The organism is Streptomyces sp. KL2 (genome assembly GCF_046529545.1).
In the GTDB taxonomy this organism is placed as follows: domain Bacteria; phylum Actinomycetota; class Actinomycetes; order Streptomycetales; family Streptomycetaceae; genus Streptomyces; species Streptomyces radiopugnans.
Genome location: NZ_CP127170.1, coordinates 3,091,062 through 3,117,855, shown reverse-complemented (window position 1 = coordinate 3,117,855; position 26,794 = coordinate 3,091,062). Strand labels below are relative to the sequence as shown.

Genomic DNA, 26,794 nt, shown 5'->3' with positions numbered 1-26,794 from the left:
GAACGAAAAACTCCGCGCTTCCGGCGACGGACGCCCCGGCCCTCCCCGTAGAGCGGGTGTACGCACCTGCTCCACGGCTGGAGGGCGGAACGGATGGGTGTCGAGATCCGTGTCGAAGGGCTGACCAAGTCCTTCGGCAGACAGGTCATCTGGCAGGACGTGTCCCTGACGCTTCCGGCCGGTGAGATCTCGGTGATGCTCGGTCCCTCGGGCACGGGCAAGTCGGTCTTCCTCAAGACCCTCGTCGGCCTGCTGCGGCCGGACCGCGGCTCGATCACGATCGAGGGCAGGGACGTCACCCGGCTCCGCGAGCGCGAACTGTACGAGGTGCGCAAGCTGTTCGGCGTCCTCTTCCAGGACGGCGCGCTGTTCGGCTCGATGAGCCTGTACGACAACATCGCCTTCCCGCTGCGGGAGCACACCCGCAGGCCGGAGAGCGAGATCAGGCGGACCGTCCTGGAGAAGATGGACATGGTCGGCCTGATCGGCGCCGAGGAGAAGCTGCCCGGGGAGATCTCCGGCGGCATGCGCAAGCGGGCGGGCCTGGCCCGGGCGCTCGTCCTGGAACCGGAGATCATCCTGTTCGACGAGCCCGACTCCGGCCTCGACCCGGTGCGCGTGGCCTACCTGAACCAGCTCATCGTGGACCTGAACGCGCAGACCGGCGCGACGTTCCTGATCGTCACCCACGACATCGCCTCCGCCCGGCAGGTGCCGGACAACATCGGGCTGCTGTTCCGGCGCGAACTGGTGATGTTCGGGCCCCGGGACACCCTGCTGGCCAGCGGCGAACCGGTGGTCAAGCAGTTCCTCCACGGCCGGATGCAGGGCCCGATCGGCATGGCCGAGGAGAAGGACGCGGCCCAGGTCGAGCAGGAGCTGGCCGAGCTCGACGCCGGTGAGCACCGCGGGCCGCGCGGCGGCAAGGGCGCCTCGGGCGAGGGCGTGTCCCCGCGGCTGCTGCCCAGCCCCGGCATCGTCCGGCCGCCCCGCTGGGAGGCGATCGCGGAGCGCGAGGCGGAAGTGTGGTCGCGGGAGGGGGTGAAGGGAGCGTGAGCTTCTCGCCCGCCCAGGGGCTGCGGCATTCGGGCGCCCTGTTCGCCCTGGCCCTGGACGTCCTGCGCACCCTGCCCCGGCGCCCCTTCCAGTGGCGGGAGTTCATCCAGCAGGCGTGGTTCGTCGCCAGTGTCACGATCCTGCCCGCCGCCCTGGTCTCCATCCCCTTCGGAGCCGTGATCGCGCTGCAGATCGGCAGCCTGACGCGGCAGTTGGGCGCCGAGTCCTTCGCCGGGGCCGCCTCGGTGCTCGCGGTGCTGCGGGAGGCGTCGCCGATCGTCACCGCGCTGCTCATCGCCGGGGCGGGCGGCACCGCGATCTGCGCCGACCTCGGATCCCGCAGGATCCGCGAGGAGATCGACGCCATGGAGGTCCTCGGCATCGACCCGGTCCACCGTCTGGTGGTGCCCCGGGTGCTGGCGACGATGCTGGTCGCCGCCCTGCTCAACGGGCTGGTCTCGGTGGTCGGGGTCTGCGGCGGCTACTTCTTCAACGTGATCCTCCAGAACGGCACCCCCGGCGCCTATCTGGCCTCCTTCACCACCCTCGCCCAGCTCCCCGACCTGTGGGCGGCCGAGCTGAAGGCACTGGTCTTCGGGGCCATCGCCGCGATCGTCGCCGCCCACAAGGGCCTGAACGCCAAGGGCGGGCCCAAGGGCGTGGGCGACGCGGTCAACCAGGCGGTGGTCATCACCTTCATGTTGCTCTTCGTGACCAACTTCGTGATGACCGCGGCGTACTTCCAGATCGTCCCGCAGCGGGGATAGGGAGACGACCAGTGGCACAGCCATCGAGACTGCCGTCGGAGCGGACGCCCGGGCAGCCCTCCGGACAGCCGCCGGAACAGCCGCGCACGGCGCGGCCCGCACCGTCGGGACCGGCGGGGCCGGCGGGACTGCCGAAACGTCTCCTCGGTCCCCCCGCCCGCTCCCTGGAGGAGATGGGGACCCAGGTGGCCTTCTACGGGCGCTCCCTGGCCTGGACCGGGCGGACCCTGCGCCGCCACAAGAAGGAGGTGCTGCGCCTGCTGGCCGAGGTGAGCTTCGGCCGGGGCGCGCTGGCGGTCGTCGGCGGCACCGTCGGCGTCATCGCCTTCCTCTCCTTCTTCACCGGCACAGAGGTCGGCCTCCAGGGGTACGCCGCGCTCAACCAGCTCGGCACCTCCAACTTCGTGGCGTTCCTCTCCGCCTACTTCAACACCCGCGAGATCGCGCCGCTGGTGGCCGGGCTGACCCTGTCCGCGACCGTCGGGGCCGGCTTCACCGCCCAGCTCGGCGCCATGCGGATCAGCGAGGAGGTCGACGCGCTGGAGGTGATGGGCGTCCCCTCGCTGCCGTTCCTCGTCACCACCCGCATGATCGCCGGATTCGCCGCGGTGATCCCGCTGTACGTGATCGGGCTGCTCTCCTCCTACCTCGCCGCCCGGACCATCACCACCGTCTACCACGGGCAGTCCACCGGCACCTACGACCACTACTTCCAGCAGTACCTGCCGCCGGTCGACGTGCTGTGGTCGTTCGGCAAGGTGATCGTCTTCGCCGTCGTGGTCATCCTCGTCCACTGCTACTACGGCTACCACGCCACGGGCGGCCCGGCGGGCGTGGGCATCGCCGTCGGCCGCGGGGTGCGCACCTCCATCGTCGCCATCAACGTCCTGGACTTCTTCCTGAGCCTGGCGATCTGGGGCGCCAGCACGACCGTGCGGATAGCGGGGTAGCCGATGCCGAACACCACACCGGCCGCCCGGCTGCGGCTGTACGGCCTGGCCTTCACCGCCGTGCTCGCGCTGCTGCTCTCGCTGACCGTCGCGGTGTACCGGCAGGCGTTCACGCCGGTGGTCGCCGTCACGCTGGAGGCCGACGCCCTCGGCAACCAGCTGCGCGAGCGCGCCGACGTCAAGCTGCGGGGACTGATCGTCGGCGAGGTCCGCGAGGTGCGGGCCGACGGCGAGAAGGCGACCCTCGACCTCGCGCTCAAGCCGGAGCACACCTCCCTGATCCCCTCCGACGTCCACGCGCGCCTGCTGCCCAAGACGCTGTTCGGCGAGAAGTACGTCGACCTCGTCATCCCCGAGAACCCCTCCGAGCGTCCCATCCGCGCCGGAGACGTCATCACCCAGGACCGCACCAGGGTCGGCATCGAGCTCCAGCAGCTGATGGACGACCTGCTGCCGCTGCTGCGCACCGTCGAGCCCGGCCGGCTCAACGCCACCCTGTCGGCCTTCGCCACCGCCCTGGAGGGGCGCGGCGAGGAGATCGGCGACAACCTCGTCCGCCTGGAGGGCTACCTGCGCCGCCTCAACCCGCACCTGCCCTCCCTCCAGGAGGACATCTCCCGCTTCGCCGACGTGGCCGAGATCTACGGGGACGCCGCGCCCGACCTGATGAGGGTGCTGCGCAACGCCCTCACCACCAGCCGCACGCTGGTCGAGAAGCGCCGGACCCTGGCGTCGTTCCTCACCGGGACGACCACCGCCGCCGGCACCGGCCGCGCCTTCCTGGACGACAACGGCGACCGCATCGTCACCCTGGGCCGCGTCTCCCGCCCGACCCTGGCCCTGCTCGCCCGCTACTCCCCCGAGTACCCGTGCCTGCTGGAGGGCCTGGTGGAGCAGGACAAGCGGCTGGAGAAGGCGTTCGAGGGCGGGCGGATGCACATCACGCTGGAGGTCGCCCCCGTCCGGCCCGGCTACCGCCCCGGCGAGGAGCCCCGCTACGAGGACCGCCGCGGCCCGCACTGCGCGGGCATGCCCGACCCGCCCGTCCCCGCCCCCCAGCGCCGGTTCGAGGACGGCACCTCGGACGCCCGCCACGCGGGCGCGGCCTCCTCCGGCCCGGGCCGGACACCGGGCCGGGTGTCCGCCACCGGACCCGAGCAGCGGGTGCTCGGTGCTCTGGTGGCCCCGGTCATGGGCGTGCCCGCCGACGAGGTGCCCGCCGTCACGACCCTGCTCTTCGGCCCGATGGCCCGCGGAACGGAGGTGAGCGTCGCGTGAACTCCAGGAGCGTCACGGCGCCGCTGGTGAAGTTCGGCCTCTTCACGGTGGTGACCGTACTGGCGACCACGGTGCTGGCGGCGACCATCGTCACCGTCTCCTTCACCCCCGAGGACACCTACCGGGCGGTGTTCAGCGACGTCACCAGCCTGGAGGAGGGCGACGACATCAGGGTGGCCGGAGTCCGGGTCGGCGAGGTGGAGTCCATCAGGATCCGGCAGGAGAGCACCGGGGACAGCAGGGGCGGCGAGAACGGCGAGAACGGCAGGGGGGACAGGGGCGGCAGGGGGACGCGCACCCTCGCCGAGGTCGTCTTCACCGTCTCCCGCGACCGGCCGCTGCTCACCAGCACCCGCGCCGTCATCCGCTACCGCAACCTCGTCGGGCAGCGGTACATCGCGCTGACCGAGGGCGCCGGCGACGGCAGGCGGCTCCCTCCCGGCGGACTCATCCCCCTGAAGCGGACCCAGCCCGCACTCGACCTCAACGTGCTGCTCAACGGCTTCAAGCCGCTGTTCGCCGCGCTGAGCCCCGAGGACGTCAACAAGCTCGCGACCGAGATCATCAGGACCTTCCAGGGCGAGGGCGGCACGGTGCGCAGCCTGCTGGCCCACACCGCCTCGCTCACCACCACCCTCGCCGACCGCGACGAGCTGATCGGCTCGGTGATCGACAACCTCAACTCCGTGCTGGACACGCTGGACGAGCGCAGCACCCGCTTCTCCGGCCTCCTCGTCCAGTTGCGGCGGGTGGTCTCGGGCCTGTCCGGCGACCGGAAGGCGATCGGGGAGTCGCTGACGGGCATCAACGACCTCACCGCGGCCACCACCGGCCTGATCGACGAGAGCCGCCCGCCGCTGCGCACCGACATCGCCGAGCTCGGCGAACTCGCCGGCACGCTCAAGGACAACGAGAAGACCGTGGAGGGCGTCCTGAAGCGACTGCCGAACAAACTCGACAAGCTGACCGCCACCGCCACCTACGGCTCCTGGTTCAACTTCTACCTGTGCGACTTCGACGGCCGGATCGTCCTGCCCGAGACCGCGGAGGCGGTCACGCCCCGGTTCCGCGCCGAGCAGGGGAGGTGCCGGCCGTGATCCCCTTCCGGGAACGCAACCCCCTGACGGTCGGGGCCGTCGGCCTCACCGTGATCGCGCTGCTGGTCGGCGCGGCGTTCAACGCGGACGACCTGCCGCTGATCGGCGGCGGCGAGCGGTACAGCGCGGCCTTCTCCGAGGCCGGCGGGCTCAGGCCGGGCGCCGAGGTGCGCATCGCGGGCGTCAAGGCCGGAAAGGTCGACGCCGTCGAGCTCGACGGCGACCACGTCAAGGTCTCCTTCCGGATCGAGGACGGGCCGGAGCTGGGCGGCCGCACCGGCGCCTCCATCCGCGTCAAGACGATCCTGGGCGCCAAGTACCTCGCGCTGGAGCCCGCCGGGCCCGGCAGGCTGGAGCCGGGGAGCGAGATCCCGCTGGACCGCACCGTGCCGGCCTACGACGTGGTGGAGGCGTTCAGCGATCTGACCACCACCACCGAGGAGGTCGACACCGAGCGGCTGGCCGACGCCCTGGACACCGTCTCCGCCACCTTCGAGGACTCCCCGGCCGAGGTCAGGGCGTCCATCAAGGGCCTGTCGAAGATCTCCAGGACCGTGGCGTCCCGCGACGCCGAACTGCGCGAACTGCTGAAGAACGCCAGTGGTGTCAGCGGCGTGCTGGCGGACCGCGCCGAGGACTTCACCACCCTGGTGAAGGACGGCGACAAGCTGTTCCGGGAGATCAGCAAGCGGCGCAGGGTCATCCACGCGCTGCTGAGGAACGCCTCGGCGCTCGGCATCCAGCTCTCCGGGCTGGTCCGGGACAACCGCGCGCAGCTCGGCCCCGCCCTGAAGAACCTCAACACGGTGGTCACCATGCTGGAACGCAACCAGGAGAGCCTCGACCGCAGCGTCAAGCTGCTCGCTCCCTTCGCCCGCGTCTTCACCAACACCCTGGGCAACGGCCCCTGGTTCGACAGCTACGTCCAGAACCTGGTCGCCCCCGGCCCCGTGGCGCCCGGGGGCGGGCCTTCCGCGGACGTGCCGCCGGGAGGTGGACGATGAGGCGGCCCGCTCCCGCCCGGATCCCCGGAATCCCCCGGCTCGCCCGGATCCCCCGGCTGCCCCGGCTCACCCCGCGGCGTACTCTCCCGGCTCCGCTGCGGCGCCTCGCGGGCCGGGTCCCCGCCGCACGCCGGCCGGCCGCGCGCCGCCTGGCGCTCGTCCTGGCCCTGGCGGTCCTGGCCGGAGCGGCCGTCGTGCTGTGGCCCCGGCAGGACGACCTCCGGATCACCGCCTACTTCCCTCGCACGGTCGGCATCTACCCCGGCTCCGACGTACGCGTCCTGGGCGTACGCGTCGGCGAGGTCACCGAGATCACCCCGCAGGGCGACCGGGTCCGCGTCCGGCTGGAGCTGCCGGCCGACCGCAGGATTCCGGCGGACGCCAAGGCCGCGATCATCAACTCCTCGGTGGTCAGCGACCGTTACGTCCAGCTCCTGCCGGTCTACCGCAAGGGCCCGGCGCTGGAGGACGACGCGGTCATCCCCGAGGAGCGCACGGCCGTGCCCGTCGAACTGGACCGCGTCTACGAGAGCCTGCACACCACCGCCGAGGCGCTCGGCCCCGAGGGCGCCAACGAGGACGGCTCGCTCTCCCGGCTGCTGGGGGTGAGCGCCGACACCCTGGACGGCCAGGGGGAGAGGATCCACCAGACCGTCGAGGACCTCTCCGAGGCCGTCACCACCCTCTCCGACGGCCGCGGGGACCTGTTCGACACCGTGCGCGGCCTCCAGGTGTTCACCTCGGCGCTGGCGGACGACGACGACAGCGTCCGGGCCTTCAACGACAGCCTGGCCGACGTCGCCGACCAGCTCGCCGGCGAGCGCAAGGACCTGGGGAAGGCCATCAGGCACCTGGCGGCCGCGATGGCGGACGTGTCCGCCTTCGTCCGGGACAACGAGAAGTCGATCACCTCCAATGTGAAGGGGCTGAGCAAGGTCACCCGCATCATGGTCGAACAGCGCGCCGCCCTGGAGGAGTTCGTCGACGTCGCCCCCGCCGGACTCTCCAACCTGGACCTCGCCTACAACCCGGCCTCCGGCACCCTCGACACCCGGAACAACCCGCACTTCCCGCAGGACCCCGCCTCCCTGCTGTGCTCGCTGCTCAGGACCGCCGGCGAGGACGGCCGGGCGGGGAAGGACTGCGCGGACATCCGCGAGCTGTTCGACTCCCTTCCCGAACTGCCCGGCTCGGCAGGGCCGTCGGGCGACGGCCCCGCGGCGGGGGCGCCCGGCATCGACCGGACGCTCGGCGGAATCCTGGAGGCCCGGGCATGACCGCGCACCCGTACGGCTCCGCGCCCCGACGTCCCGCACACCGCCATCCCGCACACCGCCATCCCCTGCCGGGGGCAGCCCTGCTGGGGGCCCTGTCGGGATCGCTGCTGCTGTCCGGCTGCGGCTTCGGCGGGCTGCACGACGTACCGCTGCCCGGCGGCGCCGCCACGGGCGACGACGCGTACCGCGTGACCGTCGAGTTCCGGGACGTCATGGACCTGGTGCCGCAGTCCTCGGTCAAGGTCAACGACGTCACGGTGGGCGCGGTCGAGAAGGTGGAGCTCGACGGCTGGAAGGCCCGGGTGCGGCTGCGGATCTCCGACTCGGTGAAGCTGCCGGGCAACGCCGTCGCCGAACTCCGCCAGACCAGCATCCTCGGCGAGAAGTACGTCTCCCTGTCCGCGCCGCCGGCCGGTGTGGAGCCGGCGGGCAGGCTCGGCGACGGCGACCGCGTCCCGCTGTCCCGCAGCGACCGCCACCCGGAGATCGAGGAAGTGCTGTCCGCCCTGTCGGCGCTGCTCAACGGCGGCGGCGTGGCCCAGCTCAAGACGATCACCAAGGAGCTGAACAGCACGCTGGAGGGCCGTGAGGACCGGATCAAGGCCCTGCTGGAGGAACTGGACACCTTCGTCGGCGGCCTCGACGACCAGCGCGACGAGATCGTCCGCGCGATCGAGGGCATCGACCGGCTGTCGAAGAGGCTGAGGAAGGAGGAGAAGACGATCGGGAAGGCCCTGGACGACATCCCTCCCGCCCTGGAGGTCCTGGCCGACCAGCGCGGCGACCTGACGAAGATGCTGCGCGCCCTGTCCAGGCTCGGCACCGCCGGCACCAGGGTGATCAACGCCTCGCAGGACGACCTGGTGGCCAACCTGCGCCATCTGCGGCCGATCCTCAAGCAGTTGAACGCGGCGGGCGACGATCTGCCCAACGCCCTGGAGCTGATGACGACCTATCCCTTCCCCCGCAACGTCGTGGACTCCATCCGGGGCGACTACGTCAACCTGGAGGTCACCGCCGACCTCGACCTCAGGAGCCTCTACGGCAACCTGGACGACGGCCCCGGCGACCCGCGGACCCCCCGCCCGCCCGAACCGCCCGGCGCCCCGGAGCTGCCGGGCGTACCCGAACTGCCGGACGTGCCCGGACTCCCCGAGGTCCCCGGCACCCCGGACGCCCCCGACGTCCCCGGGCTGCCCGAGCCCCCCGTCGGGGACCCGGACGGGGATCCGGACGGGGACGGCGGCCCGCTGTGCCCGCCAATCTGCACGGGCAGCCCCGCCGCGTACCACGCTCCCGCCCCGCTCCACGCCGACGCGTACCGCGCCGACGGCGTGGACCGGGCGCTCGCGGACCTGATGACGAGGGGGATCCTGGGATGATCACTCGTACCGCCAAGGCGCAGCTGGCCGCGTTCGCCGCCATCACCGCCGTCGGCGTCTCCTACGTCGGCGCCGAGTACGCCGGGCTGGCCGACCGCCTCCTGGACCGCGGCTACACCGTGCGGGCCGAGTTCGCCGAGTCCGGCGGCATCTTCAGCGGCGCCGAGGTCACCTACCGCGGCGTCCCCGTGGGCCGTGTGGGAGAACTGCGGCTGTCCGGCTCCGAGGGCGTCTCGGTGGAGCTGCGCATGGAGGACGGCCCGCGCATCCCGGCCGACACCCTCGCCGTGGTGGCCAACCGCTCCGCCATCGGCGAGCAGTTCGTGGACCTCCAGCCCCGCACCCGCGGCGGCCCGGTCCTGCGCGACGGCAGCACGATCCCCCGCGACGACACCCGGGTGCCGCTGCCCACGACGGACATGGTCCTCAGCCTCGACCGGCTGGTCGCCTCCGTCGACCGGCGGGACCTGCGGGTGACCGTCCACGAGCTGGGCGACGCCTTCGCCGGCACCGGCCCGCACCTGAGCCGCCTGGTGGACTCGGGCGACAAGCTGATCGGCGCGGCGGACGACGCCCTCCCGCAGACGGTGAAGCTGATCGAGGACTCCCGCACCGCCCTGAAGACCCAGACGGACAAGGGCTCGTCGATCAAGTCCTTCTCCCGGGACCTGGCCGACCTCACCGCCCAGCTCAAGGCCAGTGACGGCGACTTCCGCAAGCTGCTGGGCAGCGGTACGTCCGCCGCCCGCGAACTGGACTCGCTGCTGAAGGACAACCGCTCCGCCCTGCCGGTGCTGCTCGGCAACCTGATCAGCGGAGCCCAGATCGGTGTCGCCCGGCTCCCGGCCATCGAGCAGACGCTCGTCACCTTCCCCGCCGTGGTCGCCGGCAGCTCCACCGTGGTGCCCGGCGACGGCACCGTCCACTTCGGCATGGTCCTCAACGCCGACCATCCGCCGTCGTGCCGCCAGGGCTACGAGGGCACCCGGTGGCGCGACCCCTCCGACACCGGCCACCGCCCGGCGAACACCTCGGCCCGCTGCACGGCCCCGCGCGGCGGCGAGACGTCGGTGCGCGGCGCCCAGAACGCGCCCCGCCCGTCCGGCTCCCCCTCCACGTCCCAATCCCAGTCCCAATCCCAGTCCCCGTCCCCGTCCGGCGCCCCGCCGTACGTCACCCCCTACGACCCCGAGACCGGCCTGGCCGCCGCGCCCGGCGGCCGGGTGGTCCGGATCGGCGCCACCGGCGGGGCACAGAGCCTGTTCGGAAAGGACTCCTGGCAATGGCTGCTCGTAGGACCCGTGGCATGACCGCCCGGCTGTCCGCCGCCCGCGCGGCGCTGCACTCCCTCACCGTGCGGCACGGCAGGCTCCTGCTCACGGTGCTCACCGCCCTCGTCGTCCTGCTGACGGGCCTGGCCTCCCACTTCGGCCTCCAGCTCTACCAGCGGCACCAGGACGACAGGCGCCACCGCGACGTGCTGGCGGCGGCCCGGCAGATGACCGTCAACTTCACCTCGATCGACTACCGGCACTACGAGCGGGACGGCGAGAACGTCCTGAAGGGCGCCACCGGCGACTTCAAGGAGCAGTTCGCCGCGCAGACCGAGGAGCTGACGAAGCTGGTGGCCGAGAACAAGTCGGTCTCGAAGGGCCATGTCCTGGAGGCCGGTGTCGTCCGCGCCGACGAGCGCTCCGCCCGCGTCCTGGTGGTGGCCGACAGCAGGGTCACCAACACCGCCGCCCCCGAGGGCCAGGTGCGCAACTACCGCCTGCAGCTCGACCTCGTGCACGAGAACGGGCGGTGGCTGACCTCCGACATCGAGTTCGTCGGCTGAGCCGGCCGCACACCGCACCAGCGAGGAGGACCACCATGGCGAAACCGACTCTCCGGCACCGCTCCGTCACCGCCGCCGCCACCCGCGCCGCGGCCAGACGCGCCGAGCGGGCCCGGGCGGACGCGGAGCGTACGGGGCGCACCGAGCGCGCGGACCGTACGGACCGCGCGGGGCGTGCGGGGCGCGCGGACCGCACCGAGCGCACCCGGCCGGGGGTGCTCCGGCCGATCCGCGCGGAAGCGCGCCGCCGCGACCCCGGTGAGAAGCCCGGGACCGGAAGGACAACCGCGGCGACCGGGCCGGCCCCCCGCCGCGGGCGCCTCCTCGCAGTCCTGGCAGTCCTCGTCCTGACCGCCCTGGCCGCCTCCACCGTCCTCGGCCTGCGCCACCGGGAGGCCGAACTCACCCACCGGGCACGCTCGGAAGCCCTGGCCGCGGCCCGCAAGGCGGCACCGGTGATCCTCTCGTACCACCACAAGCGCCTGGACCGCGACTTCGCGGCGGCCCGCAAGCACCTCACCGGCTCCTTCCGCGACGAGTACGAGAGGACCACCGCCAAGGTGGTCGCGCCGACGGCCGAGAAGTACAAGGGGATCGTCAAGGCGACGGTCGCCGGGCCCGAGGGCGGCGTCCCGGCGGCGTCCGTCGTCTCCTCCTCGCCGGACAGGGTGGTCGTCCTGCTCTTCGTCAACCAGGTCACCGAGAGCACTCAGGTCTCCGGCGGCTCCCGGCTGGACCTCAACCGCGTCCGCATGACCCTCACCCGCACTCCCCAGGGCTGGAAGGTGAGCGCGGTCGACGCCCTGTAGCCCGCGGGCGTCCCAGCAGCCGTCCCAGCAGCCGTCTCAGCGGCCGTCTCAGCGGCCGGCGCGTCGGCGGGAGCGCTGCAGGGAGGCGACGAGGACCGCGATCACCAGGACCGCGACACCGATGAACAGCAGGTAGAGCAGTCCCTCCACCACCGCGCCGAGCACCCCCAGAACGGCCGCGACGAGGAGCAGGAAGAGGAAGAGCGCCATATCGTCCGTGCCTCCTTCACGCCGTCTTCACCATCGTCCGGCCGTCCGGCCGTTCAGCCGCGTGCCAGCCGCCGCTCGCCCGCGGAACCCGGGCGGTAGGCGATGCCGTAGTGCCTGAAGATCGGCTCCTCCTCCTCGGCCGGCAGCACGTCGTCGGTGCCGATGGAGGGAGCCTTCTTCACCAGCGCCTTGTCGTAGCGGACCCTGATGTAGTCCGGCCCGGCGACCGCCTCGTCCAGGGGCACGAACACCAGGCGCTGGCGGGTGGGCAGCCCGATCCGGACGGTGGCCATGGCGGGTTCGTCGGTCGCCGTGTCGGTGTACACGGCCTCCAGCGGGCCGACCTTGTGCCCCGCCGCGTCGACGACGTCGTGGCCGCGCCACTCGCGGATGTCTGCTGGACGGATCATCGTTCAGCTCCCTGGGCGGAGACGGCCTCCGAAGCCGCCGCACCACCGGCGCCCCGGCTCCGAGCCCATGCTACGCCGAAGCGGCTTTTCCGGCACAAGGGAGCTTTCGAACCCGATGACCGCGAACACCACGGAGGACGTGGAACCCCCGGGAGGCGGCGGGGGAAAGGGGAGGCGCCCCGGCCGATCGAACGGCCGGGGCGCCGAACCCGCCTGCCGGGTCCGCCGCGGCGGACCCGGTGAGTAGGCCGTGTGGGACTCGAACCCACAACCAATGGATTAAAAGTCCACTGCTCTGCCAATTGAGCTAACGGCCCGCCCCCGAAGCATAGCCCGGAGAGGCGCCGCGCTTCGAAGGCATTGGCACAGTGTGACGGCACGTCGCGTCGTATCCGCGCCCGGCCGGCCGGGCGCACCCGGACGAGGGGCGCGGAACCGGAAGGGAAACCGGGCCCAGGACCGGAAGGAGCCCGCTCCGAAGCGGTGCTTCGGAGCGGGCCCCGGGTTCTTCCGGCCGTCAGGCGTCAGCCGTTGCGCTTCCAGCGCGGCTTGTCCGCACGGCGGTCGAACGAGCGGCCGCCGCCGCGGTGGTCGCCGCCCTGGTGCCCACCGCCCTGGTAGCCGCCGCCGCGGTGGTCGTCACGGCGGCCGTACGGGCGGCGGTCGTCACGGTCGCGGTCGCGGTTGAAGGGACGGCGGTCGTCGCGGTCCCGGTTGAACGGGCGGTCGCCGCCGCCGCGGTGGCCGAACTCGCGCCGGTCGCTGTCGCGGCGGAAGCCGCCCCGGTCGTCACGGCGGTCGCGGTTGAACGGACGGCGCTCGTCACGGTCGCCGCGGTCGCCGCGGTCGTCGCGCCGGTCACGGTTGAACGGGCGCCGGTCGCCGCGGTCGTCACGGCGGTCGTCGCGGTCGCGGTCACGGCCGTACGGACGGCGGTCGTCACGGTCGCGGTCGCGGTCGCGGCGGAAGTTGCCCCGCTCGTCGCGGCGCTCGTACGACCGCTCCTCGCGCGCCCGGCGCGCCTCGGCCGCGGCCTTCGCCTCCGCCGCGTCGGCCTCGGCGGTGAACTCGGCCACCGCCGCCTCGGTCGCCTCGGCGACCGCGGCAACGGCCGCCTCCGGGTCGTCGCCCCGCTCGCGGGCGGCGCGCGCCGACAGCTTGTCGGCCTCCTCACGCAGCTCGGCGGCGCGGCGCTGCGCGCGCTCGAGCTGCCGGGTGATCTCGGCCACCTCGCGCTCGGCCTGCTTGGCGGCGTTCAGCGCCGACTCGGCCTGCACCTCGGTCAGCGACCGGGCGCCGGTGATCTCCACCACGTCCTCGTCGAAGGCGTCGCCGCGGCCGATGACGTGGCGCGAGGCGTCCACGCCCGCGTCCTCCATCAGCCGGAAGATCTGCCGCCGCTGGTGCGGCAGCGCCAGCGAGACGACCGTGCCGGAGCGGCCCGCGCGGGCGGTGCGGCCGGAGCGGTGCAGGTAGTCCTTGTGGTCACCGGCCGGGTCCACGTTGAGCACCAGGTCGATGTCGTCGACGTGGATGCCGCGCGCGGCGACGTCGGTGGCGACCAGCACGTTGACGCGGCCGTCCTTGAAGTCGGCCAGCGTCCGGGTGCGCAGGCCCTGCGTCATGCCGCCGTGCAGCGCGTCCGCCCGCACGCCCGCCTCGCGCAGCTGCTCGGCCACGCGGTCGGCGCCGAGCTGGGTGCGGACGAAGACGATGGTGCGGCCCTTGCGCGCGGCGATGGCGGCGGTGACCGGCGCCTTGTCGCGCGGCTTCACGATCAGCACGTGGTGGCTCATCGTCGTGACCGCGCCCTGGGCGGCGTCCACCTCGTGGTGGACGGGGTCGACGAGGTAGCGGCGCACCAGGGTGTCGATCTCGTTCTCCAGCGTGGCGGAGAACAGCATCCGCTGGCCGCCGGCCGGCACCAGGTCGAGCAGCTCGGTGACCTCGGGCAGGAAGCCCAGGTCGGCCATCTGGTCGGCCTCGTCCAGGATCGCGGTCTCCACGTCGTCCAGCGAGCAGGCGCCGCGGCTGATCAGGTCGCGCAGCCGGCCCGGGGTGGCGACGAGGATGTCGACGCCGCGCTCCAGGGCGGAGATCTGGTTGCCCATCGAGGTGCCGCCGCAGACGACCTTCAGCTTCAGGCCGAGGACGTCGCCGTACGGCTGGAGCGCGTCGCTGACCTGCATGGCCAGCTCACGGGTGGGGGTGAGGATGACGCCGCGGGGGCGCTTGCGCTCGGTGCGCCCGCCGGCCAGACGGGCCAGCAGCGGCAGGCCGAAGCTGAGCGTCTTGCCGGAGCCGGTGCGGCCGCGGCCGAGGACGTCCTTGCCCTCCAGCGCGTCCGGGATGGTCGCGGCCTGGATCGGGAACGGGACGGTGACGCCGTTGTGCGCGAGCTTGCGGACGATCTCGCCGGGCAGGCCGAGGTCGGCGAACGTGGTCGTCGGCTCGTCCTCGGGCAGGACGACGTCGGGGGTGGTCACAGACATGCGGAAACAAACCTCTCGGAGTCACATGGCACGCGCCCGCAACTCCGTGTTTTCGCATAAGACCGCCTCGATGCGGTCAGCCACGGCTCAGGTGAGGAACGCGCCACACGGCGCGCTACTGATTCACGGCGCCGGGCAAATGGGAGCAAACGATCTGCCACCATACGACCTCCCCTCCCCGAGCGCAAATCTCTTGTCCGCGCTGCCGATGGGGCGGGAGGAACGGCGGTGGCGACCGCCTGGGGTGAAGTCTACCGGTCCACGGGGCCGAGACGTTCGCCTGAGTCCTGCGGGCCGCCGGATCCGTGGATGTCGTACGAGGAGTGAACGACGGACGGCCCCCCGTTCATTCCGTACCGCGTCGGCGTCCGCCCCCTCGCCGGGGCCGTCCTCCGCACCGCCGCCCCCGCCGTCGCCGTCACCTCCGCCGGCGCCTCCGCCGCCCCCGCCGCTCCCCTGCGACGGGGTGGGCTCGGCGGTCGGGGTCGTGGGATCCGCGGGCGGCGGCGCGGCCGTGCGCGAGGGGGTGGCCGGGGCGGTCGTCCGCCCCCCGCCGGTGCCCGAACTCGCCGACGGGGAGGGCTTCTTCGGGCGCGGAGCGCCTGCCGACGGGGCGGCGGAGGACGGCGAGGGGGAGGAGGACGGGCCGGACGCCCGCTTCGAGGACCCGTCCTCGCCGCCGCCCCGGCCCTTCCGCCCGCCCTGTCCCCCGTACTCCGCGCCCCGCTCCCCGCCTCCGCCGCGCGGGGCCACCGCACTGCCCGGCTGCGGGTCGCCGGCGTCCCTGGAGACCCGGTGCCCGGCCGGCTGCCGCCCGTCGCCCTCCCCCTCGCCGCCGGAGGAGCCGACCGTCATGCAGCCGCTGAGGGTGGCCAGCAGCAGCGCACCGGCGGCCGTGCGGACGCTCGTGCGGGCGTCCGCACGAGCGGGCCCGCGGGTGGGTTCGCGGGTGGGTTCGCGGCGTGTGGGCTCGCGTGCGGGTTCACGGCGGGCGGGGCGGGACGGGCGCACGGGCGGCACCTCCGGGAGGCGGGGTCGGGCGGGCTCCCCCTGCCCAACTCCCGTCAGCCCGACAGGTAACGCGTCAGCTCCAGACCCGCCCACACCGCACCCAGGGCGACCGGCGGCGTGACGGCAGCGTTCGCCAGCGCCGCCCGCCCGTGACCGCGTTCGGCCAGCCGCAGCGTCTCGTAGGAGAAGGTCGAGTACGTCGTCAGCGCGCCGCACAGCCCCGTACCGAGCAGCGCGGCGGCCCCCGGCCCCGCCGCCCCCGCCTCGACGGCCCCGGTCACCAGACCCAGCAGCAGGCTGCCGGCGGCGTTGGCGGTGAGGGTGCCCCAGGGGAGGACCGACTCGTGCCGCGACTGCACCGCGCGGTCCACCGCGTACCGCAGGCACGCGCCCGCCGCGCCGCCGAGCGCCACCAGGAGCCAGCTCACCGCGCCACCGCCGCCCGGGTCGCGGCGGTGGCCGCCCACACGGCGCCGAGGGCGGCGGCCAGGGTGGCGCCCAGGTACAGCAGCGCGGTGCCCGCGGCGCCCTCCTCCAGCAGCCGTACGGCGTCGAGCGCGTACGCGGAGACGGTGGTGAAGCCGCCCAGGACCCCCGTGCCCAGGAAGGGCCGAGCCAGCGGGTGGCGCGGCCGCGTCCCGCCGGATGCCCTCCCGCCGGGCTCCTCCAGCAGCGCCATCAGCACGCCGATCAGCGCGCACCCGGCGGCGTTGACGGCGAGGACGGTCCAGGGGAAGCCGCCGGGCTCCGCGGGCCGCAGCGGCGTCAGGCCGTAGCGGGCACAGGCGCCGAGCGCACCGCCCGCCGCGACGGCGGCGAGGACGGCCACCGCGTGTGCTCCGGCGGTCTCGGCGCGGTGGGCGGGTACGCGCAGATCGACGTCGGGGTCGGTCGCCCCGTCGTCCGGGGCCTCCCCCGGAGCTCCGCTCACGCGTATCCCAGGTCGTGCAGCCGCTCGTCGTCGATGCCGAAGTGGTGGGCGATCTCGTGCACCACGGTGATCTCCACCTCCTCGACGACCATCTGCCGGTCGCCGCCGTCGCGCTCGCACATCCGCAGGGTCGGCCCGCGGTAGACGGTGATGCGGTCCGGCAGGACGCCCGCGTACCACTCGCCGCGTTCGGTCAGCGGCGTGCCCTCGTAGAGCCCGAGCAGTTCGGGATCCTCGGCGGGCGGCTCGTCCTCCACGAACACCGCGACGTTGTCCATGAGCCGCGTCAGCTCCGGCGGGATCCGGTCGAGCGCCTCGGCCACCAGTTCCTCGAACTCCTCGCGCGTCATCTCCAGCACGCGCCCATTGTCCGCCACGGCGCGCGGACGGCACACGAAGCGGTGCGCGGAGCGGCGTACCGGGCGGCCGCCGCGCGGACGCCGGGCGGCCGCCGCATAGTCGCCATCCGGACGGGCATATGGCACGGCATGAGCCGAGAACCCCTCCGGCCGCTCCGGGCTCCCGCCCGCTGGGCCGCAGCCGTTCCCCGTGCTCTGCGGCGCCGCTTCCGGGCGCACCGGCCCGCGCCGGTGTACTCCCTGAGCCACACTTCCCACCCGTACGCCCGCGCGCTCGCGCTGGTCGCCGTCACACTGCTCGGCGCCTGGCTGGGACTGCTCGTCGTGGGCAGCGTGAAGGCGGACGTGGGGCCGGTGGACACCCGGATGTCGCTGCGCCCCTCGCTGACCGGGGGCACCGAGATCAGCGTGCCGCCGCTGGGCGCGCTCGAACTGGACAGCCACCTCGCACCGCTCGCCCTGGACGTCGACATCGACCAGCTCAACCCCGAGCGCGCCCAGGCACTGATAGACCGCCCGGAGCGGATCAGCGGCCTGGAGGAGCAGATCACCCGCGATGTGCAGTCCGGCACACGGGACCTGGCGGTGAAGGCCTCCGTCGCGGTGGTCACCGGCGCCACGGCGCTCGGCCTGGCCGTCTACCGGCGCCCGCGGCGCGCGCTCGCGGCGGGCGGCCTCGCGCTCGCGCTCCTGGCGGCCTCCGGCGCGAGTGCCTACGCGACGTGGAACCCGAAGTCGCTGCTGGAGCCGAAGTTCTCCGGACTGCTGGCCAGCGCACCGAGCGTGGTGGGCAACGCGCGCAGCATCGTCACCGAGTTCGACGTCTACCAGCAGGAACTGGCGCGCCTGGTCACCAACGTCACCAAGCTCTACGACGCCACGTCCACGCTCCCCGTCTACCAGCCGGACCCCAGCACCATCCGCGTGCTGCACGTCTCCGACATCCACCTCAACCCGGCCGCGTGGCACATCATCAGGTCGCTGGTCGAGCAGTACGACATCGACGTGATCATCGACGCGGGCGACACCATGGACCACGGCACCGCCGCCGAGAACGGCTTCCTGGACCCGGTCGAGGACCTCGGCGCGCCGTACGTGTGGGTGCGCGGCAACCACGACTCGCGCACCACCCAGGAGTACATCGAGGAGCTGGACAACACCCACGTCCTGGACGACGGGAAGCCGGTGACCGCGGGCGGCCTGCGGATCGCGGGCATCGGCGACCCGCAGTTCACCCCGGACCGCTCGGTGGTCGCCGAGGGCGACCCGGCCGAGCGCGCCGCGGGCCGGAAGCTGTCCGCGGCCCTGCGCAAGAGCGCGGAGGCGGGCAGGCCGGTGCACATCGCCGTCGCGCACAACCCGGTGGCGGCCCAGCAGACGGACGGCGACGTGCCCCTGGTGCTGGCCGGCCACGTCCACCGGCGGGAGGCGCGGGTGATGGAGGAGGGCACCCGGCTGATGATCGAGGGCTCCACGGGCGGCGGCGGGCTGCGGGCCGTGGAGGGCGACGAGCCGCAGAAGGTGATGGCCTCGGTGCTCTACCTGGACCGGGACACCAAGCGGCTCCAGGCGTGGGACGAGATCACCCTGGGCGGCCTGGGCCTGACGACGGCCGAGGTCAGCCGCCATCTGCCGGAGGAGGTGGAGCCGGGCGGCTCCCCGTCCCCGTCTCCGTCCGGGTCCCCCTCCGGCTCGCCCTCACCCTCCCCTTCCGGCTCGCCGCCCCCGTCCCGGTCGCCGTCCGGGGAGCCCGTCGGTTAGCCCGCCCGGGCCCCGCCGGAAATCCGTTTTGGCGATCCGTCCCGCCATCCCATATGCTTCTCACGTCCCCGACGCGCTGAGAAGCGCCCAGGTGGGCCATCAGCCCTCATCGTCTAGTGGCCCAGGACGCCGCCCTTTCAAGGCGGTAGCACGGGTTCGAATCCCGTTGGGGGCACGCACAACCTGTGCGAGACTGGTGCTCGTACATCGCTTGGTCCTGTGGAGCAGTTTGGAGTGCTCGCCACCCTGTCAAGGTGGAGGCCGCGGGTTCAAATCCCGTCAGGACCGCTGCGGCTGGGTAGCTCAGTTGGTACGAGCGTCCGCCTGAAAAGCGGAAGGTCGCCGGTTCGACCCCGGCCCCAGCCACCGCAGCCCACCAGGGCAGAAACCCCCGTCGAGATCATCGGCGGGGGTTTCGCGTTGGCGTACTGACGGCAGTACGACGGCAGCGGGGCTCGCCGCCGCTCACTCGAACAGCTTGCTGAGCTGCGTCAGCGCCTTCCTCTTCTCCTCCGCCGAGGCGTGGGCGTACACCCCGAGCGTGACTTGCAGATCACTGTGACCGGCGATCTCCCGGACGATGTGGGGCGCCGCGCCGAGGCCGAGCAGCAGCGAGACGAAGGAGTGACGCAGATCATGGAAGCGGTAGCCCTCCGGGCCGGTCCGCTTCTGGAGGGCGTACCAGTGGCGGTTCAGGTTGCGGGGGTCCACGGGCGAGCCGCCGGCCGCGCACCAGCAGCAAGCGCCCTGGCTGAGGACGAGGAGGCGCCGTCGTGGCCGGGGGTCGGCTCCGACGGCTTTACGCACCTGCCCGGTCCGCCGACCGCGTGAACCCACGCCCGCCATGGGCCTCCCCAGGAAAAACTCGTAAGGTTTCTCTTATGGTGGTTGCGACTGTCCGCGAGTGGCGCGACGAGGAAGGGTGGGGCGTGCTCGACTCCCCCGAGACTCCTGGCGGATGTTGGGGCCACTACTCCCACATCCAGATGGAAGGGTTCCGCACGCTGTCACCGGGACAGCGAGTAGACCTCCAGTGGGAAGCCCCCGGGCAGGACGGGTACGCCTACCGAGCGGTGAACATCGTCCCTCGGCCAGCCTGACGTCAGCGACGGCGCACGCCCACGGTCCCCCGCAGCTCGTCCTGCCCCCGCACCCTTCAGTGCGGCATGCAGTGGCGTCCGGCTGATCGAACTTGTAAGGCGGTGGTCAGGTCGAATCCCCCATACGTCGACCGCGCCGTCGCCGGACGCGGCTGACGGCAGTCTGACGGCAACGTCGGCGAACGCCGCTGAACGCAGCCGTACGTCGTGAGCTGTCAACGCTGGTCGTTGCCGGGCCGGAGGGGGATCCACTCCGTACGGTCAACTCGCCTGAAAAGCGGAAGGTCGCCGGTTCGACCCCGGCCCCAGCCACCGCAGGTGAAAGCCCCGATCCGGGTCTCCGGGAGCGGGGCTTTCATCCTGCCGGCCAGGAAGGGCAGGCGGCTGCCGGTCCTGGAGCATGTGGTGGAGCGCTCCCTCGAGACCGGCCGGGTCTACGGCGAGCGCGAGGTGGACGACCGGCTGCGCACGTGGTGCGAGGGCGGGGGCACCGACCATGTGACGGTGCGGCGCTATCTGATCGACGAGTGCCTGCTCAGGCGCGAGGACGGCCGGTACTGGCGCCCCTGAGCGGCGCCGCGGGCCGCGGGCCGCGGGCCGGTCAGGAGCCGCCGTCCCGGCCTCCCGGGTGCCGGTGGCGCCGGATCCAGAAGACGGCGCAGGAGACGACCGCCCAGGCGGCCAGCACCAGGTAGGGCTGCGCATGCAGGTGGTCGGGGAAGTAGACGGCCGTGTGCTGGGCGTTGACGGAGGCCCCCGGCGGGAGCCAGCGGCCGACGGTGCCCAGCAGTGAGGGCAGCAGGGGCCAGGACACCGCTCCTCCGGAGGAGGGGTTGCCGATGAGGACCATCAGCCCCCAGGTGGGGAGCATGGCCCAGCGTCCGATCAGCGCCTGGAACATGGTGAAGACCATGCCCGAGGTGAACATGGTCAGGGCGAGGATCATCCAGGAGTGGACGAAGGGGAAGTCGACCGCGTTCAGCAGCCAGTCCACGGCCGCGGCGATGGCGAAGCCGCCGAGCAGCGAGTAGGCGGCCGTGAAGGCGATCCGCTCGGAGGGGTTCAGGTCCCTGGCGTGGACGCTCATCTGGATGGCCCCGATGAAGCCGGTGACCACCGCCGCGAGGGTGACGTAGAAGAGGGCCAGGCCGCGCGGGTCGCCCGGGTCCAGCGGCTTGGCGTCCCGCACCGCCACCCGCAGCCCGGTCTCCTCGCCCACCGAGCGGGCGGCCTCGGTCAGCAGCTCGGCGACGGAGGCGCCCGAGGCGCTGGAGACCTCCAGCACCGGCTGCTCCCGGCCGGGGTCGGCGGGGATGCGCAGCACGGCGAAGACCTGCTGCGACTCCAGGGCCTCGCCCGCCGCCGCGGTGGTGGGGTACTCGTGCAGTTCCAGGGAGGAGCGCAGGTCCTCGCCCACGGCGTCGGCGAAGGCCTCCGCGCGCTCCCGGTGGGCCGCGGCGCTCTCGGTGGCGCCGACGACCGCGACGGGGATGCGGCGCGGGGTGGGGTCGGCCATGGCGTAGGTGTACGAGCCGGCGAAGAGCCCGGCCGCGACGGCGATGAGCAGCGACAGCACGGTGGCGGGCAGGAAGGGCGACTCCCTGAAGCGCCGCCACCGTCCGGCGGCACCCCCTCCCCGGCGGCCCTCTCCGGTTCTCCGCCCGGCGCGGGCATCATGAGAGCCGTGCGCGGTGCGCGGGCCGCCGGGGCCGCCCGAGTCGTCGGGGCGGCCGGTGCGGGCGGGTCCGTCCGGACCATCGGGTTCTTCGGGACCATCGGGACCATCGGGGAGGGGGTGGCGCCGGTCGCTCATGCGCTCACCCTAGACAGTCATTTCACCCACAACACCGCACACCGGTCACGAGGAGCGGTGAATTGATTCGCCCGGCACTCGGTGCGGGTGCGATCCTGGAGGCCGTATGTCCACTGTGTCTGATCCCAGCCTCCCCGCCGTCCTGGAACGACTGCCCGAGCTGATGCTGCGCGACCAGCAGCGGCTCGGCCGCCGACTGGAGGGCGCCCGCCGCATCCGCAAGCCGGAGGCGCGGCGCGCCGTGCTCGCGGAGATCGCCGCCGAGGTCGAGCGCGCCGAGCTGCGCGTGGCCGCCCGGCGGGACGCCGTGCCGGCGATCGACTACCCCGAGCAGCTCCCCGTCAGCCAGAAGAAGGACGAGATCCTCGAGGCGGTCCGCGACAACCAGGTCGTGATCGTCGCGGGCGAGACCGGCTCCGGCAAGACCACCCAGATCCCCAAGATCTGCCTGGAGCTCGGGCGCGGGGTGAAGGGGCTGATCGGGCACACCCAGCCGCGCCGGATCGCGGCCCGCACGGTGGCCGAGCGCGTCGCCGAGGAGCTGCGCACCCCGCTGGGCGGGGCGGTGGGCTGGAAGGTCCGCTTCACCGACCAGGTGGGCGAGGACACCCTGGTCAAGCTGATGACGGACGGCATCCTGCTGGCCGAGATCCAGACCGACCGCGAGCTGCGCCGGTACGACACGATCATCATCGACGAGGCGCACGAGCGCAGCCTCAACATCGACTTCCTGCTGGGCTACCTCGCCCGGCTCCTCCCCCGCCGCCCGGACCTCAAGGTCGTCATCACCTCCGCGACGATCGACCCCGAGCGCTTCTCCCGCCACTTCGGCGACGCCCCGATCATCGAGGTGTCCGGCCGTACGTACCCGGTGGAGGTCCGCTACCGGCCGCTGCTGGAGGAGGAGGGCGACAACCCCGACCGGGACCAGGTCACCGCGATCTGCGAGGCGGTCGACGAGCTCCAGGCCGAGGGGCCGGGCGACATCCTGGTCTTCCTCTCCGGCGAGCGGGAGATCCGCGACACCGCCGACGCGCTGAACAAGCGGAATCTGCGCTCCACCGAGGTGCTGCCGCTGTACGCGCGGCTGTCGCACGCCGAGCAGCACCGGGTGTTCCAGAAACACGGCGGGCGGCGGATCGTGCTGGCCACCAACGTCGCCGAGACGTCGCTGACCGTCCCCGGCATCAAGTACGTCATCGACACCGGCACCGCCCGCATCTCCCGCTACAGCCACCGCACCAAGGTCCAGCGGCTGCCGATCGAGCCGGTCTCGCAGGCCAGCGCCAACCAGCGCAAGGGCCGCTGCGGCCGCACCTCGGACGGCATCTGCATCCGGCTGTACTCCGAGGAGGACTTCCTCTCCCGCCCGGAGTTCACCGACCCGGAGATCCTGCGCACCAACCTGGCCTCCGTCATCCTCCAGATGACCGCCGCCGGGCTCGGCGACATCGAGCGCTTCCCCTTCATCGACCCGCCGGACCACCGCAGCATCAAGGCCGGTGTGCAGCTGCTGGAGGAGCTGGGCGCGCTCGACCCCAAGCAGAAGGACCCGCGCAAGCGCCTGACGGAGACGGGCCGGAAGCTGGCGCAGTTCCCCGTCGATCCGCGGCTGGCGCGGATGGTGCTGGAGGCCGACCGCAACGGCTGCGTCCGCGAGGTCATGGTGATCGCCGCGGCGCTGTCCATCCAGGATCCGCGCGAACGCCCCGCCGACAAGCAGCAGCAGGCCGACCAGCAGCACGCCCGGTTCCGCGACGAGAACAGCGACTTCCTCGCCCTGCTCAACCTGTGGCGCTACGTGCGCGAGCGGCAGAAGGAGCTGTCCTCCTCGGCCTTCCGCCGCATGTGCAGGTCCGAGTTCCTCAACTACCTGCGCATACGCGAGTGGCAGGACATCTACGTCCAGCTCCGCCAGGTGGCCAAGTCCATGGGCGTCCACATGAACGACCAGGACGCGGACGCCGACCGCGTCCACCAGTCTCTGCTGGCGGGTCTGCTGTCGCACATCGGGCTCAAGGACGTCAAGGAGAGCGGGAAGAGTTCCCCGGGTGAGAGCGGGAGGGAGAGCGCGAAGGGCAACGAGTACCTGGGCGCGCGCAGCGCCAGGTTCGCCGTCTTCCCCGGCTCCGCGCTGTTCAGGAAGCCGCCGCGCTGGATCATGTCGGCCGAGCTGGTGGAGACCTCCCGGCTGTGGGCGCGGGTCAACGCGAAGATCGACCCGGACTGGATCGAGCCGCTCGCCGGCCATCTGGTCAAGCGCACCTACAGCGAGCCGCACTGGGAGCAGAAGCAGGCGGCGGTGATGGCCTACGAGAAGGTGACGCTGTACGGCGTGCCCGTCGTGGCCCAGCGCAAGGTGAACTACGGGCGCATCGATCCGGAGACCTGCCGCGAGCTGTTCATCCGCAACGCCCTGGTGGAGGGCGACTGGCGCACCCACCACCGGTTCTTCCACGACAACCGCAGGCTGCTGGGCGAGGTGGAGGAGCTGGAGCACCGGGCCCGCCGCCGCGACATCCTCGTCGACGACGAGACGCTGTTCGACTTCTACGACCGGCGCATCCCCGAACACGTCGTCTCCGGGGCGCACTTCGACTCCTGGTGGAAGCGCAAGCGCCAGGAGGAGCCGGACCTGCTCAACTTCGAGAAGTCCATGCTCATCAACGAGCGGGCCGGGCGGGTCACCAAGGACGACTACCCCGACTCCTGGCGCCAGGGCAGGCTGAGGTTCCGGGTGACGTACCAGTTCGAGCCGGGCGCGGACGCCGACGGCGTCACCGTCCACATCCCCCTCCAGGTGCTCAACCAGGCCGCCTCCGAGGGCTTCGACTGGCAGATCCCGGGGCTCCGCGCGGATCTGGTCACCGAGCTGATCCGCTCGCTGCCCAAGCCGATCCGCCGCAACTACGTCCCCGCCCCCGACTTCGCCCGGCGCTTCCTGGACACCGTCGCCGGGCAGGACGGCGGCATCCCGGAGGGCACGCTGAACCAGCCCCTGACGGCCGTGCTGGCGCGGGAGCTGACGCGGATGACGGGGGTGCGGGTGACCCCGGACGACTTCGACCTCTCCAAGGTCCCCGACCACCTGAGGATCACCTTCCGGGTCGTGGACGAGCGCCGGCGCAAGGTGTCCGGCGACGCCGAGAGCAAGGACCTGGAGGAGCTGAGGGACGCCCTGCGGCCGCGCACCCGGGCCGCGCTGTCCGAGGCGTTCGACTCCGCCCGGGAGAAGGGCGGTGAGGGCTCCGGCGCCGGCCTGGAGCAGCGCACCGGGCTGACCTCCTGGACCGTCGGCGCCCTGCCGCGCACCTTCGAGACCCGGCGGGCCGGTCAGCCGGTCAAGGCGTACCCGGCGCTGGTGGACGACGGCGGCTCGGTGTCCGTGAAGCTCTTCGACACCGAGGACGAGCAGCGCGAGGCGATGTGGCGCGGCACGCGCCGCCTGATCCTGCTCAACCTCCCCTCCAATCCGGCCAAGTTCGCCCAGTCCAAGCTGACCAACCAGGACAGGCTCTCCCTCGCCGCCTCCCCGCACGGCAGCGTCCAGGCGCTGTTCGAGGACTGCGTGACGGCCGCCGCCGACCGGCTGATCGCGGCACACGGCGGTCCGGCCTGGGACGAGGAGGGCTTCCGCAAGCTCTACGACGCCGTGCGCGCCGACATCACCGACGCGACGGTGGCGACGGTGCGGCAGGTGCGCGAGGTGCTCGCCGCCTGGCAGTCGTGCGAGCGGCGGATGAAGTCGCCCCCGCTGTCGGGCAGTCCGACGCTGGCGCCGAACCTCGCGGATGTGCGGCAGCAGCTGACGGAACTGGTCGGCCCGGGCTTCGTGACCGCCCACGGGGCCCGGCGCCTGCCGGACCTGCTGCGCTATCTGACGGCCGTGGACCGCCGTCTCCAGCAGCTCCCGACCAATGCCGACCGGGACCGCGCCCGGATGGCGAAGGTGAAGGAGATGCGGGACGAGTACGAGTGGCTGCTGGAGCAGTTCCCGCCGGGGCGGCCGGTGCCGCGGGAGGCCCGGGAGATCCGCTGGATGATCGAGGAACTGCGGGTCAGCTACTTCGCGCACGCCCTGGGCACGGCGTATCCGGTCTCGGACAAGCGCATCGTGAAGGCGGTGGACGCGGCGGCGCCGGCGGCCCGGTAGCGGGAGCGGCACTCTGGGTGAGTTCGCTTTGCGCCCCTGAGCTGCTGTAGAGTCCTTCTCGCAGCTCGGGGGGCGCCCCGGCTGCGGCTTCCAGGTCCTGTGGAGCAGTTTGGAGTGCTCGCCACCCTGTCAAGGTGGAGGCCGCGGGTTCAAATCCCGTCAGGACCGCATCGAGTGGCCCGGATCCCAGCGGATCCGGGCCACTGGCCGTTTTGCGCGCTCCCCGGCGTCCCGGGCGCGCAGGCCGTCTTGACGGCTCCTCAGGCCGCGGGTACCCCTGCTACAGGGAGGTGGGCGCGATGCCGACGACTCCGGAGTATCCGCGGCACGAGACACGGGCCCTGCTGCGGGCCCATCTGTCCGCCGCGACCCGTTACGGCCACGCCACCCGGCACTGCCCGGTCTGCCACCGGCTGCAGCGGCTGGCGATGGAGCCGGCGGGCGAGCGCCCCGGCGGGCCGTCCGCGGCCCCTTCCTCCGTCCCGCGCCCGGAACCGCCCGTGCCGCTCGTGCGGCCCGCACCGGCCGTACGGCCCGGGCAGGACCCCGAGCCGCCCCGTCAGGCCCGGCCGGGCCCCGACGCCGCCTGAGCGACCTGACGGACCCTCCGGTCGCGGCGCGGCCCGCGCGACCGGGCTGCGGCCCGGCGGCGCACGAGCGGCGGCCGGCCGTGCGCCGGAACCCGGCCGAAGGCCCGATTGCGGGGCGTCGTACGCTTATTTCCCACTACCGTACGGTAGTTGGGACAGGCAAGACCTACGCCGTGTGACGGGAGTCACCGAATCGGTTGATCAGAGGAAGGAATTCAACCCCTTCCCACATTGGGTAAATTTAATATGTGCAATTGCACTGCACCCGAGCGCCCCTCCCGATGCCTCCGCACGCCCCCCGCCCGGGGCCCGCGGACGGGCCTCACAGGGCCCTCCGGGCGCCTCCCGCACCCCCGCGGCCTCTCCGGCCGGCGGCGGTGAACCTAGCGCGGAGCGGGGCCGGTTGGAACACGACAGGGCCCCTTGCCCGGAACGGATTCCGGGCAAGGGGCCCTGTCGGCGCGACGACGACGCGAAGAAGCGAGGGAGTACGCGGAGATCGCGCTG

Annotated in this window: 24 protein-coding genes and 6 tRNA genes; 21 read left to right on the top strand and 9 right to left on the bottom strand. The window is 72.8% G+C overall.

Going from position 1 to position 26,794, the window contains the following annotated elements:
• The first annotated feature begins 93 nt into the window (after window positions 1–93).
• The 11 genes from QPK52_RS14155 (at window position 94) to QPK52_RS14105 (ending at window position 11,457) form a co-directional block, all read left to right on the top strand.
• On the top strand, window positions 94–1,056 hold the full coding sequence (locus tag QPK52_RS14155; protein ID WP_410537841.1) for an ABC transporter ATP-binding protein: 963 nt from the start codon (window positions 94–96) through the stop codon (window positions 1,054–1,056).
• The gene (locus tag QPK52_RS14150) at window positions 1,053–1,823 is read left to right on the top strand and encodes an MlaE family ABC transporter permease (RefSeq protein WP_410537840.1); all 771 of its coding nucleotides are present in this window, start codon (window positions 1,053–1,055) and stop codon (window positions 1,821–1,823) included. The genes QPK52_RS14155 and QPK52_RS14150 overlap by 4 nt, the downstream gene beginning before the upstream one ends.
• Before the next feature lie 173 nt (window positions 1,824–1,996).
• Window positions 1,997–2,773, top strand: a complete 777-nt coding sequence (locus QPK52_RS14145; protein WP_410537839.1) for an MlaE family ABC transporter permease — start codon at window positions 1,997–1,999, stop codon at window positions 2,771–2,773.
• Between the two features lie 3 nt (window positions 2,774–2,776).
• Window positions 2,777–4,051 carry an MCE family protein gene (locus tag QPK52_RS14140; RefSeq protein WP_410537838.1) on the top strand — a complete coding sequence of 425 codons (1,275 nt, stop codon included), beginning with the start codon at window positions 2,777–2,779 and terminating at the stop codon, window positions 4,049–4,051.
• Window positions 4,048–5,148: an MCE family protein gene (locus tag QPK52_RS14135; RefSeq protein WP_410537837.1), complete on the top strand. Its 1,101-nt coding sequence runs from the start codon at window positions 4,048–4,050 to the stop codon at window positions 5,146–5,148. Before QPK52_RS14140 ends, QPK52_RS14135 begins: the two co-directional genes overlap by 4 nt.
• Window positions 5,145–6,152, top strand: coding sequence for an MCE family protein (locus tag QPK52_RS14130; protein WP_410537836.1), 1,008 nt, complete (start codon window positions 5,145–5,147; stop codon window positions 6,150–6,152). The genes QPK52_RS14135 and QPK52_RS14130 overlap by 4 nt, the downstream gene beginning before the upstream one ends.
• Before the next feature lie 149 nt (window positions 6,153–6,301).
• Window positions 6,302–7,429 (top strand): MCE family protein, encoded by a 1,128-nt coding sequence (locus QPK52_RS14125; protein ID WP_410540328.1) that lies wholly within the window; start codon window positions 6,302–6,304, stop codon window positions 7,427–7,429.
• On the top strand, window positions 7,426–8,811 hold the full coding sequence (locus QPK52_RS14120; RefSeq protein ID WP_410537835.1) for an MCE family protein: 1,386 nt from the start codon (window positions 7,426–7,428) through the stop codon (window positions 8,809–8,811). The genes QPK52_RS14125 and QPK52_RS14120 overlap by 4 nt, the downstream gene beginning before the upstream one ends.
• The gene (locus QPK52_RS14115; RefSeq protein ID WP_410537834.1) at window positions 8,808–10,121 is read left to right on the top strand and encodes an MCE family protein; all 1,314 of its coding nucleotides are present in this window, start codon (window positions 8,808–8,810) and stop codon (window positions 10,119–10,121) included. Before QPK52_RS14120 ends, QPK52_RS14115 begins: the two co-directional genes overlap by 4 nt.
• On the top strand, window positions 10,118–10,648 hold the full coding sequence (locus QPK52_RS14110) for a hypothetical protein (protein WP_410537833.1): 531 nt from the start codon (window positions 10,118–10,120) through the stop codon (window positions 10,646–10,648). The genes QPK52_RS14115 and QPK52_RS14110 overlap by 4 nt, the downstream gene beginning before the upstream one ends.
• A gap of 35 nt (window positions 10,649–10,683) precedes the next feature.
• Entirely contained in the window at window positions 10,684–11,457 is a 774-nt protein-coding gene (locus tag QPK52_RS14105) for a hypothetical protein (protein ID WP_410537832.1), read from the top strand.
• A 48-nt stretch (window positions 11,458–11,505) separates the two neighbouring features.
• Here the strand turns inward: QPK52_RS14105 and QPK52_RS14100 are convergent, their stop codons facing one another.
• From QPK52_RS14100 to QPK52_RS14070, 7 genes are all read right to left on the bottom strand, one after another.
• Window positions 11,506–11,667: a hypothetical protein gene (locus tag QPK52_RS14100; protein ID WP_177214130.1), complete on the bottom strand. Its 162-nt coding sequence runs from the start codon at window positions 11,665–11,667 to the stop codon at window positions 11,506–11,508.
• Between the two features lie 53 nt (window positions 11,668–11,720).
• A complete protein-coding gene (locus QPK52_RS14095) occupies window positions 11,721–12,077 on the bottom strand; it encodes a PRC-barrel domain-containing protein (RefSeq protein WP_410537831.1) in 357 nt (118 codons plus the stop codon).
• A 244-nt stretch (window positions 12,078–12,321) separates the two neighbouring features.
• Window positions 12,322–12,394: transfer RNA gene (locus tag QPK52_RS14090), tRNA-Lys, on the bottom strand.
• 207 nt (window positions 12,395–12,601) lie between these two features.
• A complete protein-coding gene (locus QPK52_RS14085; protein WP_410537830.1) occupies window positions 12,602–14,569 on the bottom strand; it encodes a DEAD/DEAH box helicase in 1,968 nt (655 codons plus the stop codon).
• Window positions 14,570–15,633: 1,064 nt separating this feature from the next.
• Window positions 15,634–16,008: a fluoride efflux transporter CrcB gene (crcB, locus tag QPK52_RS14080; RefSeq protein WP_410537829.1), complete on the bottom strand. Its 375-nt coding sequence runs from the start codon at window positions 16,006–16,008 to the stop codon at window positions 15,634–15,636.
• On the bottom strand, window positions 16,005–16,511 hold the full coding sequence (locus QPK52_RS14075; protein ID WP_410537828.1) for a FluC/FEX family fluoride channel: 507 nt from the start codon (window positions 16,509–16,511) through the stop codon (window positions 16,005–16,007). The genes crcB and QPK52_RS14075 overlap by 4 nt, the downstream gene beginning before the upstream one ends.
• A complete protein-coding gene (locus QPK52_RS14070) occupies window positions 16,508–16,870 on the bottom strand; it encodes a metallopeptidase family protein (RefSeq protein WP_218158319.1) in 363 nt (120 codons plus the stop codon). The genes QPK52_RS14075 and QPK52_RS14070 overlap by 4 nt, the downstream gene beginning before the upstream one ends.
• A 129-nt stretch (window positions 16,871–16,999) precedes the next feature.
• Between QPK52_RS14070 and QPK52_RS14065 the strand changes: the two genes are divergently transcribed.
• The 4 genes from QPK52_RS14065 to QPK52_RS14050 all read left to right on the top strand — a co-directional run bounded on the left by QPK52_RS14065 (window position 17,000) and on the right by QPK52_RS14050 (window position 18,997).
• Window positions 17,000–18,631, top strand: a complete 1,632-nt coding sequence (locus QPK52_RS14065; RefSeq protein ID WP_410537827.1) for a metallophosphoesterase family protein — start codon at window positions 17,000–17,002, stop codon at window positions 18,629–18,631.
• Between the two features lie 102 nt (window positions 18,632–18,733).
• Window positions 18,734–18,806 (top strand) — tRNA-Glu (locus tag QPK52_RS14060).
• A 38-nt stretch (window positions 18,807–18,844) separates the two neighbouring features.
• Window positions 18,845–18,919 (top strand) — tRNA-Asp (locus tag QPK52_RS14055).
• Window positions 18,920–18,923: 4 nt separating this feature from the next.
• Window positions 18,924–18,997, top strand: a tRNA-Phe gene (locus QPK52_RS14050).
• 99 nt (window positions 18,998–19,096) lie between these two features.
• On the opposite strand, the gene QPK52_RS14045 is transcribed toward QPK52_RS14050, so the two are convergent.
• Entirely contained in the window at window positions 19,097–19,477 is a 381-nt protein-coding gene (locus QPK52_RS14045; RefSeq protein ID WP_410537826.1) for a tyrosine-type recombinase/integrase, read from the bottom strand.
• Between the two features lie 35 nt (window positions 19,478–19,512).
• Here QPK52_RS14045 and QPK52_RS14040 point away from each other — a divergent pair, with 35 nt between their 5' ends.
• The 3 genes from QPK52_RS14040 (at window position 19,513) to QPK52_RS14030 (ending at window position 20,301) form a co-directional block, all read left to right on the top strand.
• Window positions 19,513–19,731 (top strand): cold shock domain-containing protein, encoded by a 219-nt coding sequence (locus QPK52_RS14040; RefSeq protein ID WP_344632375.1) that lies wholly within the window; start codon window positions 19,513–19,515, stop codon window positions 19,729–19,731.
• Window positions 19,732–19,986: 255 nt separating this feature from the next.
• Window positions 19,987–20,043: transfer RNA gene (locus tag QPK52_RS14035), tRNA-OTHER, on the top strand.
• 6 nt (window positions 20,044–20,049) lie between these two features.
• A complete protein-coding gene (locus tag QPK52_RS14030; RefSeq protein WP_410537825.1) occupies window positions 20,050–20,301 on the top strand; it encodes a DUF2087 domain-containing protein in 252 nt (83 codons plus the stop codon).
• Window positions 20,302–20,332: 31 nt separating this feature from the next.
• Here the strand turns inward: QPK52_RS14030 and QPK52_RS14025 are convergent, their stop codons facing one another.
• Window positions 20,333–21,307 (bottom strand): ABC transporter permease, encoded by a 975-nt coding sequence (locus QPK52_RS14025; protein WP_410537824.1) that lies wholly within the window; start codon window positions 21,305–21,307, stop codon window positions 20,333–20,335.
• Window positions 21,308–21,650: 343 nt separating this feature from the next.
• Between QPK52_RS14025 and hrpA the strand changes: the two genes are divergently transcribed.
• The 3 genes from hrpA to QPK52_RS14010 all read left to right on the top strand — a co-directional run bounded on the left by hrpA (window position 21,651) and on the right by QPK52_RS14010 (window position 26,287).
• Entirely contained in the window at window positions 21,651–25,697 is a 4,047-nt protein-coding gene (gene hrpA / locus QPK52_RS14020; RefSeq protein ID WP_410537823.1) for an ATP-dependent RNA helicase HrpA, read from the top strand.
• A 93-nt stretch (window positions 25,698–25,790) separates the two neighbouring features.
• Window positions 25,791–25,865, top strand: a tRNA-Asp gene (locus QPK52_RS14015).
• A gap of 131 nt (window positions 25,866–25,996) precedes the next feature.
• Complete coding sequence (locus tag QPK52_RS14010) at window positions 25,997–26,287, top strand: DUF6274 family protein (RefSeq protein ID WP_410537822.1); 291 nt, start codon at window positions 25,997–25,999, stop codon at window positions 26,285–26,287.
• Window positions 26,288–26,794 lie beyond the last annotated feature (507 nt).

What these genes read in the sequence shown, in the direction of transcription:
- QPK52_RS14155 (WP_410537841.1), top strand. Translation starts at nt 94, where the DNA reads ATGGGTGTCGAGATCCGTGTCGAAGGGCTGACCAAGTCCTTCGGCAGA.
- QPK52_RS14145 (WP_410537839.1), top strand. Translation starts at nt 1,997, where the DNA reads ATGGGGACCCAGGTGGCCTTCTACGGGCGCTCCCTGGCCTGGACCGGG.
- QPK52_RS14140 (WP_410537838.1), top strand. Translation starts at nt 2,777, where the DNA reads ATGCCGAACACCACACCGGCCGCCCGGCTGCGGCTGTACGGCCTGGCC.
- QPK52_RS14120 (WP_410537835.1), top strand. Translation starts at nt 7,426, where the DNA reads ATGACCGCGCACCCGTACGGCTCCGCGCCCCGACGTCCCGCACACCGC.
- QPK52_RS14115 (WP_410537834.1), top strand. Translation starts at nt 8,808, where the DNA reads ATGATCACTCGTACCGCCAAGGCGCAGCTGGCCGCGTTCGCCGCCATC.
- QPK52_RS14110 (WP_410537833.1), top strand. Translation starts at nt 10,118, where the DNA reads ATGACCGCCCGGCTGTCCGCCGCCCGCGCGGCGCTGCACTCCCTCACC.
- QPK52_RS14105 (WP_410537832.1), top strand. Translation starts at nt 10,684, where the DNA reads ATGGCGAAACCGACTCTCCGGCACCGCTCCGTCACCGCCGCCGCCACC.
- QPK52_RS14100 (WP_177214130.1), bottom strand. Translation starts at nt 11,667, where the DNA reads ATGGCGCTCTTCCTCTTCCTGCTCCTCGTCGCGGCCGTTCTGGGGGTG.
- QPK52_RS14095 (WP_410537831.1), bottom strand. Translation starts at nt 12,077, where the DNA reads ATGATCCGTCCAGCAGACATCCGCGAGTGGCGCGGCCACGACGTCGTC.
- QPK52_RS14085 (WP_410537830.1), bottom strand. Translation starts at nt 14,569, where the DNA reads ATGTCTGTGACCACCCCCGACGTCGTCCTGCCCGAGGACGAGCCGACG.
- QPK52_RS14065 (WP_410537827.1), top strand. Translation starts at nt 17,000, where the DNA reads ATGAGCCGAGAACCCCTCCGGCCGCTCCGGGCTCCCGCCCGCTGGGCC.
- QPK52_RS14045 (WP_410537826.1), bottom strand. Translation starts at nt 19,477, where the DNA reads ATGGCGGGCGTGGGTTCACGCGGTCGGCGGACCGGGCAGGTGCGTAAA.
- QPK52_RS14040 (WP_344632375.1), top strand. Translation starts at nt 19,513, where the DNA reads ATGGTGGTTGCGACTGTCCGCGAGTGGCGCGACGAGGAAGGGTGGGGC.
- hrpA (WP_410537823.1), top strand. Translation starts at nt 21,651, where the DNA reads ATGTCCACTGTGTCTGATCCCAGCCTCCCCGCCGTCCTGGAACGACTG.
- QPK52_RS14010 (WP_410537822.1), top strand. Translation starts at nt 25,997, where the DNA reads ATGCCGACGACTCCGGAGTATCCGCGGCACGAGACACGGGCCCTGCTG.